Raw genomic sequence first — 12,399 nt, 5'->3', positions numbered from 1 at the left:
CGATGAATCTGCTTCGACCGATCGGCGCACTCGTTCTGGCTCTCGGACTGATCGCAGGCTGTCAGCGGAGCAGCTCGCGCCGGCCTCCGTCACAGCCGTCGTACGGCCAGGGCTACCCGCCGTACGGCGCGCCTCCGCAGGGCTACCCGCAGCAGCAGCCCGGCTACCCGCAGCAGCAGCCCGGCTACCCGCAGCAGCCCGGTTACCCGCAGCAGCCCGGCTACCCGCAGCAGCCAGGGCCCGCGCCGGCGCCCACCTTCTCCGTGCCGACGGTGCCTGGGCTGCCGGTGCTGGGCGATCCCATCAACGACATCAACATCGGCTGGCTCCAGTCCGAGGCCGGCGTCGTGATGGGCGCGCTGATCGGCGCGCTGGCGTCGTCCGCGCAGCAGAAGGTGAGGGGCATCCCGTTCATCGCCGATCCGACGGTGGGCGAGGTGAACGCGTTCGCCGGCTGCGACGATCAGCGGATGCCGTTCATGGCGATCACGGACGGGCTGCTCGAGATCCAGGCGCAGATCGCGCAGTTCAAGGCGACCGACGAGATCTTCGGGACGAAGAAGCTCGACGAGTTCCTGCGGATGCTCGCGCAGAGGCAGCGGCCCGGGCAGCCGATCCTCCGCCCGCCGGCGGGCTTCATCGATCCGGTGCAGCACACGGACGCGCGCAAGGTCGCGCGGCAGCGCCAGCTCTACGACGAGCAGCTCGCGTTCGTGCTCGGCCACGAGCTCGGCCACCATCACCTCGGGCACACAGGCTGCGCGAACGGGCAGGGCGGGAGCCGCGGCGTCACGCCCGCCGACCTCGGGCGGATGCTGTCGCGCGCGCTCCCCGTCTTCAACCAGCCGAACGAGATCGCGGCGGACGTGGCCGGCGTGAACAACCTGCTCAGCGCCGGCGCGCGGCAGCAGGGCTACCGGTGGACCGAGGGGGGCGCGATGCTCACGCTCGGCTTCTTCGCGTCGCTCGATCAGCTCACGCCCGCCGCGATCCTGTTCGCCTTCGAGCAGACGCACCCGCACCCGCTGCTGCGCCAGCCCGTCGTTCAGCAGACCGCGAACACATGGCGGCTGACCGGGGGCGCGACAGCGTTTCCGTTCCCTGGCTTCGGCGGCTGAACCGCGGGTTTTTGCGCCGACGCGCCTTCGCGAGCGCCCGGCCGGAGGGCCCGCGCGCTGCTTCGGCTTGACGCGACCGCGCAGCGCTCCTCCCATCGCGCCGAAAGGAATCCACCATGACAGCACAGCTCGGGATCGAGGACGTCAAGGAAGGCACGGGCGCCGAGGCGAAGCCTGGCCACACAGTGACCGTGCACTACGTCGGCACGTTGACCAACGGCAACAAGTTCGACAGCTCGCGCGACCGCAACCAGGGCTTCTCGTTCCAGCTGGGCGCGGGGCAGGTGATCAAGGGGTGGGATCAGGGGGTCGCCGGCATGAAGATCGGCGGCGTCCGCAAGCTGACCATCCCGCCGGAGCTCGGCTACGGCGCGCGCGGGTTCCCGCCCGTGATCCCGCCGAACTCGACCCTCCTCTTCGAGGTCGAGCTGCTCTCGGTCAAGTGATGCGCTGCGTCGCCCCCGCGCCGAAGGCGCCCGCTCGCCGCGCGTGACGGCGCGGGCGCTGCCGGCGGGGGCGGCGCTCGCGTCGTCACGCGCGCCCGCGCCGCGGCTCACGGCTTGATGGGGGCGCCACACTCCACGCAGAAGCGGTTGCCGATGAACAGCTCGTGCTTGCAGTGCGCGCACCGCGCGACCCGCACCTCGGTCGGGCGCTTCGCGGGCTTCGCCGGCGGAGCCTCCTTCACCGGGGCCCTCGGTGCGGCCGCGACAGCGACGTAGCGGCCCGAGCCGGTGGCTGCGCGAGAGCGCCGGTCCGAGACCGGCACGGCGGCCATGCGCGCCGCCCTGCCGGAGGCGCCCTGGGCCTGGCTGCGCAGGCCGCTGTCCGCGATGGAGTGGACCTGCTGCGCCGCGATGCGCTCATCGTCCGACGACACGGCCGCCTCGAGATCGACCTCCTCGACGAGCGACTGCGTCTCCTCGACCGCCGCCGCCGGCGGCATCGTCGCGCCGAACTCGTCGATGCGATGGGGCCGGGTGTCCTCGAGCTCCGCGCTGTCGGGCTGCCGCTCGTCGAGCGCTTCGGGCTGGATGCCGACGATCAGCGCCGAGATGTTGTCGGTCCCGCCTGCCTCGTTCGCCATCGCGATGAGGAGCTCGCAGGCCTCGTGCGGCTCCTGGGTGATCTCGAACACATCGAGGATCTGCTGCTCCGACACCATCCCGCTGAGCCCATCGGAGCAGAGCAGGAAAACGTCGCCGGGCAGGATGCGCTCCGAGCGGATGTCGACCTTCACCGCGTCCTTCATGCCGAGCGCGCGCGTGATGATGTTCTTCGGGAGCCTCGCGATCTCGTCCTGGCTCAGGTCGGGCTTGAGGGCGAGCGCGTCGTTGATGAGCGAGTGATCCTTGGTGAGCTGCTCGATCTCGCCCTGCCGGATCCGGTAGCAGCGGCTATCGCCGACGTGCCCGACGTGGATCTGCTCCGTTTCGGAGCAGACGTAGGCGGCGACCACCGTCGAGCCCATGCCCTGGTGCTGGGTATAAGTGTTCGAGATGACGAACACATCGTGGTTCGCCTTGCGGATGGCGGCGACGATGCGTCGTGCTCCCGGGTCGAGCTCCTGTTCGTCGGCCGGGACGGGGCCGGGCAGGATGCCGGCCCGGGTCGCCTCGAAGAAGTTGTCGAGCGACCGGGTCGCGAGCGCGCTGGCGACGTTGCCCGCGTTGTGCCCGCCCATGCCGTCGGCCACGACGAACAGGCCGAGCTCGGACTTCACGAGGACGTTGTCCTCGTTGTGCTTTCGCTGGCGTCCAACGTCGGTCACGGCAGCCGCGACGGGTCGGGTGCGGCTGCTCGTCCTGAACTCGCCCATTCGCGGCTGATTATACCTGCCCAGCCCTCCGGACCGCCCAGATTCCGGCTGCTTTACCGGCGGGGTTTTTCCCGGGGGCCCTCGGCCTGGAGGGCGATCCTCCGAGACGTACCGGCCGAGGCGGACGGCGTACGTGTCCCCCGGGGCATCGGATCGAGCGCGAGACGCAGGCCGAACTGGAAGAATCCGTAGGCCGCGGCCCTGGAGCCCTCGCCCGGGCGCGAGAGGTAGGTGCCGGCGTCGAGCTCGGCGAACACCCCGAGGCCAAAGGTCGATACCGGGTAGAAATCGGCACCCAGGGCGATGCGGGCGACATCGAGCCCGTGGAACACATCGTCGGGGGCTGTCTGGCCAGTTGCCGAGTCCTCCGACCACGTGAGGACGGCCCTCCGGTATCCCACGCCGTAGCTGATCCAGGGATCGACAGCGAGGCCCTGGGCGAGGTGGTAGACGAACCCGAGGCCCAGGTCGAGGCTCTGGCCGGAGCAGCCCCTGCAGCCTCCCGCGGCGGAGAGCAGGGCGTAGGAGCCGCTTGCTTCCAGGACGGTCACGCGGCTCAGGCCGACGCCGATGTTGCCGCCGAACGCGAGCCCGCCCGACACCCTGTCGCTGACCGGTTGATCGACGGCCAGGCTGCCGAACGGCTGGCTGTAGCCGGCCCGCGCCTGGAGCAGGAGGTGCCCGGCCCTTTCGTCGGGCGCGGCGGGGCGCTTGGTGCCGGCTTCCGGCCCGAGCTCCTCTTCTTCTTCGTCGGCAGCGGTCGCCGTGTCTCGACCTGCCGGCTGGGCCAGAGCCTGGCTGGCCGAGAGCACCCAGCCTGCTGCCGCCACGCCGAGCGCCGGCGCGGTCCACCTTGTTGAGCGCGATCTCACGGACGGCCTCTAGAACAGCGCGGTCCCGAGCGCAAAGGGGGCGACGGGTTCAGGGGGCAGGAATGTGTCGGCCGGGCGGCGCGAGCGACGCAACTGCGCCCCGCGTGGGGACGACAGAGATCCTGGATATGGAAAACGCACCGTTCTACTGCGAAGAGGACCTCTCCCCGGGACCGGCCACGTCTGCTCACTGCGCATCCGCGCTACCCCCGAGGGAGCTCGCCGGCGCGGGCATGGATCGGGCGGGCCCTGCTGCTCACGGCGGCCTGCCGATCCGGGACATCACGCACGAGCTGGCGGACGATCGCGAAGAGCTCACCACGGTGTGGCTCCGCTGCGAGGGCACCGGCGGCGGCGCTCCAGCGCACATCGCCGTCGCGCCGGGCGCCGAGCTCACCCTGGGCAGCGGGCCGGCGGCGGGCGTGAGGATCGACGATACCGCGGTGAGCGCCCGCCACTGCCGCGTCGCGCACCGCGGCACCGCGATCGAGGTGACCGATCTCGACTCGCGCAACGGCGTCCGCGTCGGCGGCGTGCGGGTACGGCAGGCGAGGCTCGTCCCTGGCGGCTGCTTCGAGATCGGCCGCACCGCGCTGTGGGTCGAGGCGGCGCGGAAGGTGCCGTCGATCGAGGAGGCGCCGCCGCTGCCGTCGCTCATCGGCCGCTCGCCGCCGATGCGGCAGCTCGCCGCGGCGGTGCGGCGGGTGGCGCCGCTCCAGCTGCCCGTGCTCCTGCGCGGCGAGTCGGGCACGGGCAAGGATCTGGTCGCGCGGGCGATCCACGCGGAGAGCACCCGGGCCGGCCGGCCGTTCGTGGTCCTGAACGCCGCCACGATCTTGCGCGAGCTCGCCGAGTCCGAGCTGTTCGGGCACCGGCGGGGCGCGTTCACCGGCGCGCACCGGGATCGGCGGGGCGCGTTCGTCGAGGCGCACGAGGGCACGCTCTTCCTCGACGAGATCGCGTCGCTCTCGCTGGAGGTCCAGGCGAAGCTGCTGCGCGTCGTGGAGGAGGGGGTGGTGCGCCCGCTCGGGTCGGAGGGGCCGAACACGGTGAACGTGCGGCTCATCGTCGCGACCTGCGAGCCGCTGGAGACCCTCGTCCTCGAGCGCCGCTTCCGCGCGGATCTCTATGAGCGCCTCGCGGTGTGCCGCATCCAGCTGCCCGCGCTGCGCGATCGGCCCGACGACATCCCGCTCCTGGCCGAGCACCTGCTGGCGAGCTCGGAGCTCGGTCCGCGCCAGCTGTCCCCCGGGGCGCTCGTCGCGCTGAGGGCGCACCGATGGCAGGGCAACGTGCGGGAGCTGCGGAATGTGCTCATCCAGGCCGCGCTCCGCTCGAATGGCCGTGTGCTCCCGGAGCACGTCGCGGCCGTCCTCGCCGATCGCGAGCCGCCGCCCCGCCGGAAGGTCACGCCTGCCGAGGCGCTGCGCGCGTTCGAGGAGGTGGGCGGCAACGTCAGCGCGGCGGCGCGGCTCGCGGATATCCCGCGCACGACGATGCGGGATCTGCTGCGCGCCGCGAAGGAGAGGTGAGGGCGGCGCTCTGGGGTGGGGCGCTTTCCTGGGAGCACGCGCCGAGGGGGTGGGCGTGGGGTCGGCGGGGCCCCATGCCGCGATCGACCACGGGCACCTTCACGCCACTGCGCGGGCCGCGGCGCGCCCTGGTGGACTGTTCGAACTGTTTTTTTGACATCATCACGCGGTATGCCGCTCAACCCAGCGGTGCATCTTCTGCCGCGTCCAGGACCAGCTGAACGGGTGCGCGCAGAGGTTGCCTGCGTCGTCACGCGCCGAGGAGCGGCCTGGCCCCGGCGCGCCGCTCCGGCCTGCTCCTCACCGCCTTGTCTCGCCTCGCTTTCCCGGGCAGGCTTGGCACATGGGCCAGCTCGCCGAGAAGCAGCGCCGCGCCACGTACGCCGACCTCGAAGCCGTCCCGCCGAACAAGGTGGCGGAGCTCGTCCGCGGTACTTTGCACGTGTTCCCCCGGCCGGCACCGAAGCACGCTTGGGCGTCGTCCAGGCTAGGCGTCAAGCTGGGCGGGCCCTTCGACCTAGGCGACGGCGGACCCGGTGGCTGGCACATCCTGGACGAGCCCGAGCTCCACTTCCCCGATCCGAGCGCGCCCGGCGAGATCGACGCGCTCGTGCCCGACCTCGCGGGCTGGCGCGTCGAGCGCATGCCGGAGCTGCCCGACACGGCCTACTTCGAGCTCGCCCCGGACTGGATCTGCGAGGTGCTGAGCCCTTCGACGGAGGACGTCGACCGCGACGAGAAGATGCCGATCTATGCGCGCGAGGGCGTGCGGTGCGCGTGGCTGGTCGACCCGATCGCGCGCACGCTCGAGGTCTTCTCGCTCGCGTCCGGGCGCGCCTGGACCCCGGTCGCGACCCACCGCGACGCCGCGCGCGTCCGCGTCGAGCCCTTCGATGCCATCGAGCTCGACCCCTCGGTGCTCTGGGCGAAGTAGCAGGCCGCCGCGCTGGCGAGGGCAGCGGCGACGATCTGTGCCTCGCGGCCTCCTGTCGAGGCGAAGGTGGTCCGGATCCCTCGCCGTATGCCTGGTGGGCGGGACTAGAAGGTGCCCGCGACGCTGAGGGACGCCTGGCCTGGCGCCACGAGGGGCGCGATCCGGGTGACGCGCGGACCCGCCGCGGCGGCGGGCCGTTCGTTGGGGTACCAATCGATCATGGCGTACGTCGCCGTGCCGACGACCCCGACGCCGAGGAGGACCCAGCCTGTGATCGCCCAGGGGAGCGCGCCGTCATAGCTGTCGAGCTCCTCCCGGAGGCTCCCGCACGCATTCTCGAAGCCGCGGAGGTCTCCCGAGGGATCTTCGCGCCGGCCGCAGGGCTGAGCCCTGCGGTTGGCGGGGATCGTGCTCTCGTTCTTCGCGACGAACGCCTTGATCTCGGTCCCGATGTCGTCGGCGTTGCCGCTGGCGTTGGCGGTGATGGCCGTGCCGACGATCCCCATGACCAGGCCGACCCCCGCGACGCCGGTCCCCACCCAGGCGAGCGGCTTGCGCGCGTACCAGTGGAAGAACGGCTCACGGCCGCTGGCGGTCTGGTCCGGGCTCATCGAGCCCATCGTGTTGCTCGTCGAGAGGGTGAATCCGCCGGAGCTCGTCGGGGCCGCGGGCGCCGTCGCGCCGGGTGTCGTCGTACCGGGCGCCGTCGCGCCGGGTGTCGTCGTACCGGGCGCCGTCGTGCCGGGCGCCGGTTGCGTGGTGCCCGCCGGGGGCTGCGCCGGCAACGGCGTCGTCGCTGCGGGCGAGGTCGACGTCGGCGCAGCCGGCGTGGCCGGCCCGGGCGTCGGCGCGCCGGCGACCGGCGTGGGGGGAGCCCCGGTTGTTCCCAGGGTGAGCGTCGCCGGCGTGGCCACGCCGATCTTCGCGTCCACCTGGGTGGTCGCCGACCTGTCCTGGTACGTCGCGAACAGGGTGTGCTTGCCCGGGGTCACGAACACCGGATCGGGCAGGGGCGCCTTGCCGACGAGGACGCCGTCCACGCTGATGTCCGCGCCGTTCGCGTCGGCGACGACGGCGATGAAGCCCGTCCTCCGCTTCACGTCGGCGATCGCCTTCTCCGCGGCGGCGCGCTGCTCCGGGGTCGCGCTGGTGTGCTCGCGCAGGAACTGCTGGAAGTGCTTGCCGGCGTCCTCCAGGTGATTGGAGCGAAGCTCGCTCTGTCCCAGGTTGAGCAGCACGGCCGGGTGTCGCTTGAGCGTGTAGACCTGGAGGAACGCGGTCCGCGCGTCCTCGAAACGACCGGCGTCGTACGCCTTGACGCCGTCCTCGTAACGCTGCCGCGCGACCTCGGTGATGGGATCGGACCCCTGCGCGAAGCTCAGCGGCTCGCCGAGAGGAAACGAGGTGAGCCCGGCCTCGGTGAGCACAGCAGGAGCGATGAGGGAGAGCAGGAGGACGGGGGCGCAGGCGCGTATTTTCATGGCTCCTCAGGTCGGGCTTCGCCTCGTCGGCGTCCGCGGAAGGTGACGGCTGCAGCAGGCCTCGCTGCCGAGGCAGGAAACCGGGCCGCTTCAGAACGGCGCATCGCGGATGATGCCGCCGCCCTTGTTGCCCCCGGTCGAGCTTGTTCCGGGCTGCGTCGGCGCCGGAGGCGCAGGCTTCTTTGCGGAGGGCGCCGCCTTCGGCTCGGGCGGCGGCGCCGCGGGGGTCGCCTTGGCGGGCGAGGACGCCGCGGCGGCCGGAGGCGGCGTCGCCGCGGGAGCTGACGAGCTCGCTGGCGCGGAGGCGCTCGGCGGCGGCGCCGTCGTGGCGCCGCCTTCCGTGACCGAGGCGGCGGGCGAGGCGCTGGCGGTCGCTGGCGAGGTGGCGACGGGGGTCGCAGCGGGCACGGTGGGCGGCGCCTCTGCCGCTGGCGAGGCCGACGTGGGCGCGGGCTCGGGGCCGGCGTCGTCGCGGCCCGGGGCGAGCAAGGCGCGGCCGACGAAGAACAGGAAGGCCGCGCCCACGATCGCGATGCCGAGCCGCAGCGCCGTCTTGTTCGGGCTGGACACGGGGATCTCGATCGGATCGTGGTCGTCCGTGCGCGCGGCGGTCGCTGCCGCGGCGTCGGCCTTCCCCGGCGCCGGGTGCGCAGCGCGAGAGCGCGTGCGCGCAGCGCGCGCCGATCGCGGTTCATCGTCGGCAAGCGGCGAGGCCGCAGGCGCCGGTCGCGCCTGCGGCTCGGCCGCGCGCGCGCTGGTCGGCGCGTCGGGCTCGGCCGCGCGCGCGCTGGCCGGCGCGTCCGGCTCGGTCGCGTGCGCGCTGGGCATGGCGTCCAGGTCACCCATTCCCACGCGCGTTTTCCCGGCGGGCGCGGGATACTCGCCCCTCTTCCCCGGGCCGCCCTCGGGCGCGCTCGCGCCGGCAGCCCCGCCGGCCGCCTGGGTGTCCGTGGGCGGCAGAGCTGACGCCTGGCTGGGCTGCTCACCGCCGGCCGCTGCACCCGTGTGGCGGGGCGCGGCCTCGGCAGCAGGAGCTCCCTTCGGCTCGTCTCCGACGGCAATCGTCGGCACACCGTCGATCACGGTGTCCGATACGCCGGACGCACCGGCCGGCGGCGCCTGGAGCACGCCTGCAGCAGGCGCCCCCGGCGCTGCGCCGGTCGCCGCCGGCGCAGCAGCGAAGGAGGCGACCGCGGGCTCGCGCCTCGCGTCGGACACGCCAACGATGGGCACCCCCTGGATCTTCGCCTGCTCCGCCGCAGGGGCGCCGGTCTCCGGTCCGGGGGCGCTGCCGCGCGCTTCACCCCGGGGGTTCGACAGCTCGTCGAACCCCTCCCAGGATGGCCGGATCGACGCCGCGATCCGGTCCGCTTCCTCGGCAGAGAGGGAGCGCTCTTCAGGTTCCGCGGTCGTTGGTCGCTCCCCCGCAGTCATCGCGGGGAGGAACTTATCACCCGCGTCTACCGCACCGCAATCTCGCGACCGATCCGCGCGCTACGAGCGCGCCGCGCGACGGCGGGGAGCGCGCCCCGGGGCGCTCCGAGGTGGCCTCGAGCAGCTCAGCCGCCGCCGACCTCCCGCAGCAACGCATCGTCCCAGGTATCGGCGACCTGGCTCACCGTCGTGATGATATCCTCGAACTCTTCGTACTCGAGCGCGCTGAGCCGCCGGAGGCAGCGTACCACCACCTCGTTGCGGGACCTGTCGATCGCGAAGGCCGCGTCGGAGGTGGCGATGAAGCTGAGCTCCAGGAGCCGCCGGTAGAACGCCTCGCGCCCGCTCAGGGGGACGGCCATGATGGGCGAGAAGACCATCATGACGCCTTGCGCTTCCAGCACGTTGACGCCGATCGTCGCGCTCCCGTGCTGGAGCTGCGCGTACCCCGTCTCATCGAGCGTGTTCGTGCCCGCTCCGCCCGCCGAGCCGCCCCCGCCTCGAGAGCTCGCGGCGTACCGGGCGAGATACGCGTTGACCATGCTCGTCGCGTCGGCAAACCTCTCCCCCGACGCACGGTCCGCGTACAGGGGTGTTGTGGATGAAGTGGGCGTGAGGTCGGGCACGTGAAACCTCCGGGACGTATCGCCGTTCTCTCGTCGCGCAGGGCTTACAGGGCCGACCCGGCGAGGCGACGGCACACAAGCCCAGCGCAGCTCCATCGTAACGCCCCGGCGTTCGCGGCGATCACGCTTTTTGCGGTGGCAGCGCACGCGCTCGGGTGCAGCGCCGAGGGCGGGGCACCGGCCGCGCCCGCCGCCCTCTCCGACGAGCAGCGCGCTGCCGCGCTGCTCGATCCGGGCGCGCGGCTCCCGCCCCGCGCCGAGACGGTCGCCCTCGCCGATGCCGTCGCCATCGCGTCGTCGCGGGCCGGTGTGCCGGCGCAGGCGGCCTCGCTCGCGGAGCTCGCCGGCGATCTGCGCGTGCGGCTCTTCCGCCTCGATCGAGCGGTCACCGACGCGCGCGAGGCGATGGAGCTCTACGCCGCGTCCGCGACCGCCTTCCGCGCCACGGCCGAGCCGGCGCACGTCGAGCGCGCGTGCCAGGCCGAGCGCCGCCGCGCGCTGCTCGCCGGCGAGCTCGCCCACGACGCCGCCGCCGCGTACCGCGAGCTCTACCTGGTCTCGCGGCGCTACGCGGCCCTCGCGCCGCCCGCGCCGTCGGGCGGCGCGCCGCCGTCTCGCTCGCCGTGCCTCGGCGCGATCGCGGTCGCGCTGGCGCAGGCGGCCGCGTACCGGCCCAGCGGGGAAGCGCTGCGCGCCCTGGAGCAGGAGGGACACCGCGTCGAGGGCGTCGCGCTCGCCCTCGCGCCGGGGCCCGCGCCCGCCTCCTCCGCCGCGCCCGTGAGCGCCGCGAGCGAGGCGCCGGTGCAGGTGACGACCGCCGACGCCGGCGGCGACCTCGTCGTCGCCCCGCGGGCTGTCGTGCCCTCCGGACCGGTGAAGATCACCGGGATCGAGCGGCACGGCTCGGACAAGGGGGCGCGCGTCGTGGTCGAGCTCTCCGCGCCGACGACGTTCGACGTCGGCACGCTCCCCGCGGACGAGAACGCCGGCAAGGACGCCCGCGTCTTCGTCGACATCTCGGGCGCGACGTCGCGCGGCGTCGCGCGGGAGATCGAGGTCGGCGGCGTCCTGCGGCGGGTGCGCGTCGGCGTGCAGCCGAAGGGCACGCGCGTCGTCCTCGATCTCGCGGCCAACCTGTACCGCCGGGTCTTCTACCTGCCCGAGCCGTTCCGGATCGTCGTCGACGTGAGCACCCGCCCTCCGGTGCGCGACGACAAGAGCAAGCCCGGCGGTGTCCGGGAGGTCCGGCGCGTCGTGATCGACCCGGGGCACGGCGGCAACGACACCGGCGCGGTCGGCCCCACCGGGCTCCGGGAGAAGGATGTGACGCTCGACGTCGCCCACCGCGTCGCGCCGCTGCTCGCGCGCGAGCTCAAGATCGAGACGCTCCTCACGCGCGACAGCGACGTCTACGTCCCGCTGGAGCTCCGCACCGCGCGCGCGAACGCGTTCCACGCCGACCTGTTCGTCTCGATCCACTGCAACGCGAGCGACAACGGCCGCGCCCGCGGCGTCCAGACCTTCTCGCTCGCCGCTTCCCACGACGCCGAGGCGACGTCGGCGCAGCTCGCGGCGCGTGAGAACGCCGCGCGCGCCGCCAGGGGAGGGCAGGGCGTGGATCCAGGCGATGCCGACGCCCGCCTCGAGGTGGAGGCGATCCTGTCGAACCTCAACGTCGGCGACATGGCGGCCCGGTCGCGCCACTTCGCCGAGCTGCTCCAGCGGTCGTCGCTCGCCTCGCTCGCGCCCCGCTACCCCGACACGAAGGATCAGGGCGTCAAGGGCGCGGGCTTCTTCGTCCTCGCCGGCGCCGACATGCCGGCCGCCCTGTTCGAGACGGCGTTCATCTCGAACCCCGAGGACGAGGCCCGCCTCGCCACCGCTGATTTCCGGCAGAAGATGGCGGACGCCATCGTGAACGCGATCCGCGCCTACCGCGAGGGCAAGTGAGGGGCGCCGCCGGCCTGCGCAGGCGACGCCCGCGCCCGGCTCACCCTCGGTTCACCCTCGCTCGAGGCCCATGAGCCGCTCGAGCGAGTCGCGCAGCTCGCCGGCCTCGCCCTTCTTGATGAAGTCGTAGGCGCCGGCCTCGGTCGCGTTCTTCTTCATCTCTTCGTGGTTCGAGTACACGATACAGCGGATGTGCGAGGTCGCGTCGATCGACCGGAGGCGCTCCAGGCAGCGGACGCCGTCGAGGCCCGGCATCATGACGTCCAGGATGAGCGCGTCGGGCTGCAGGTTGCCCACCGCGACGAGGGCGTCGAACGGATCCTGGAACGTCGTCAGGTCGAACCGCCGCGAGAGGGTCTTGCGGAGCGCGGCGAGGACGGCGGGGTCGTCATCGACCACGACGACCTTCGGCTTGCCCATCCGCAGGATCTCCGGGATCGGGTAGCCGTACTTTCGGAGGAAATCGAGCACGTCCAGCCGTCGGAAGCGGAGGTGCCGTCCGGGCGTGCGGAAGTGGCGGATTTCCCCTTGTCCGCCCAGTTGTGGATGGTCTTGAGGTCCACCTGGCAAAAGCGCGCGACGTCGCTCGCGGTGAACAGCTCGGGCTGGGTCGTGTTCTCTTTCGGGTTCGTT

At 72.9% G+C, this 12,399-nt stretch carries 11 protein-coding genes; 5 read left to right on the top strand and 6 right to left on the bottom strand.

The features are described 5' to 3' along the window. Positions 1–2 precede the first annotated feature (2 nt). Entirely contained in the window at positions 3–1,118 is a 1,116-nt protein-coding gene (locus tag WME89_RS23800) for a M48 family metalloprotease (protein ID WP_438011392.1), read from the top strand. 116 nt (positions 1,119–1,234) lie between these two features. After that, positions 1,235–1,564, top strand: a complete 330-nt coding sequence (locus tag WME89_RS23795; protein WP_438011391.1) for an FKBP-type peptidyl-prolyl cis-trans isomerase — start codon at positions 1,235–1,237, stop codon at positions 1,562–1,564. Positions 1,565–1,671: 107 nt separating this feature from the next. On the opposite strand, the gene WME89_RS23790 is transcribed toward WME89_RS23795, so the two are convergent. Next, positions 1,672–2,889 (bottom strand): Stp1/IreP family PP2C-type Ser/Thr phosphatase, encoded by a 1,218-nt coding sequence (locus tag WME89_RS23790; RefSeq protein ID WP_438011390.1) that lies wholly within the window; start codon positions 2,887–2,889, stop codon positions 1,672–1,674. Positions 2,890–2,990: 101 nt separating this feature from the next. Further along, positions 2,991–3,809, bottom strand: a complete 819-nt coding sequence (locus WME89_RS23785; RefSeq protein WP_438011389.1) for a hypothetical protein — start codon at positions 3,807–3,809, stop codon at positions 2,991–2,993. Positions 3,810–3,937: 128 nt separating this feature from the next. On the opposite strand from WME89_RS23785, the gene WME89_RS23780 reads away from it, so the two are divergent. Continuing rightward, positions 3,938–5,341 (top strand): sigma 54-interacting transcriptional regulator, encoded by a 1,404-nt coding sequence (locus WME89_RS23780; protein ID WP_438011388.1) that lies wholly within the window; start codon positions 3,938–3,940, stop codon positions 5,339–5,341. 343 nt (positions 5,342–5,684) lie between these two features. Next, entirely contained in the window at positions 5,685–6,275 is a 591-nt protein-coding gene (locus tag WME89_RS23775; protein WP_438011387.1) for a Uma2 family endonuclease, read from the top strand. Positions 6,276–6,379: 104 nt separating this feature from the next. Here WME89_RS23775 and WME89_RS23770 read toward each other — a convergent pair whose 3' ends face one another. The 3 genes from WME89_RS23770 to WME89_RS23760 form a co-directional block, all read right to left on the bottom strand. Beyond that, a complete protein-coding gene (locus WME89_RS23770) occupies positions 6,380–7,756 on the bottom strand; it encodes a hypothetical protein (RefSeq protein WP_438011386.1) in 1,377 nt (458 codons plus the stop codon). 90 nt (positions 7,757–7,846) lie between these two features. Then, positions 7,847–9,190 (bottom strand): hypothetical protein, encoded by a 1,344-nt coding sequence (locus WME89_RS23765; RefSeq protein ID WP_438011385.1) that lies wholly within the window; start codon positions 9,188–9,190, stop codon positions 7,847–7,849. A gap of 125 nt (positions 9,191–9,315) precedes the next feature. Continuing rightward, on the bottom strand, positions 9,316–9,732 hold the full coding sequence (locus WME89_RS23760) for a YbjN domain-containing protein (protein ID WP_438011384.1): 417 nt from the start codon (positions 9,730–9,732) through the stop codon (positions 9,316–9,318). Between the two features lie 219 nt (positions 9,733–9,951). Here WME89_RS23760 and WME89_RS23755 point away from each other — a divergent pair, with 219 nt between their 5' ends. Beyond that, positions 9,952–11,766: an N-acetylmuramoyl-L-alanine amidase gene (locus WME89_RS23755; protein WP_438011383.1), complete on the top strand. Its 1,815-nt coding sequence runs from the start codon at positions 9,952–9,954 to the stop codon at positions 11,764–11,766. Between the two features lie 51 nt (positions 11,767–11,817). Here the strand turns inward: WME89_RS23755 and WME89_RS23750 are convergent, their stop codons facing one another. Next, complete coding sequence (locus WME89_RS23750; protein ID WP_438011382.1) at positions 11,818–12,237, bottom strand: response regulator; 420 nt, start codon at positions 12,235–12,237, stop codon at positions 11,818–11,820. Positions 12,238–12,399 lie beyond the last annotated feature (162 nt).

The sequence above is a fragment of the Sorangium sp. So ce321 genome (assembly GCF_051530195.1).
In the GTDB taxonomy this organism is placed as follows: Bacteria; Myxococcota_A; Polyangia; order Polyangiales; family Polyangiaceae; genus Sorangium.
The sequence above is the reverse complement of the archived record's forward strand: the minus strand, read 5'-3'. Positions and strand labels throughout refer to the sequence as shown.

Coding starts and splice junctions, on each gene's coding strand:
- WME89_RS23800 (WP_438011392.1), top strand. CDS start 3: ATGAATCTGCTTCGACCGATCGGCGCACTCGTTCTGGCTCTCGGACTG.
- WME89_RS23795 (WP_438011391.1), top strand. CDS start 1,235: ATGACAGCACAGCTCGGGATCGAGGACGTCAAGGAAGGCACGGGCGCC.
- WME89_RS23780 (WP_438011388.1), top strand. CDS start 3,938: ATGGAAAACGCACCGTTCTACTGCGAAGAGGACCTCTCCCCGGGACCG.
- WME89_RS23775 (WP_438011387.1), top strand. CDS start 5,685: ATGGGCCAGCTCGCCGAGAAGCAGCGCCGCGCCACGTACGCCGACCTC.
- WME89_RS23770 (WP_438011386.1), bottom strand. CDS start 7,756: ATGAAAATACGCGCCTGCGCCCCCGTCCTCCTGCTCTCCCTCATCGCT.
- WME89_RS23765 (WP_438011385.1), bottom strand. CDS start 9,190: ATGACTGCGGGGGAGCGACCAACGACCGCGGAACCTGAAGAGCGCTCC.
- WME89_RS23760 (WP_438011384.1), bottom strand. CDS start 9,732: ATGGTCAACGCGTATCTCGCCCGGTACGCCGCGAGCTCTCGAGGCGGG.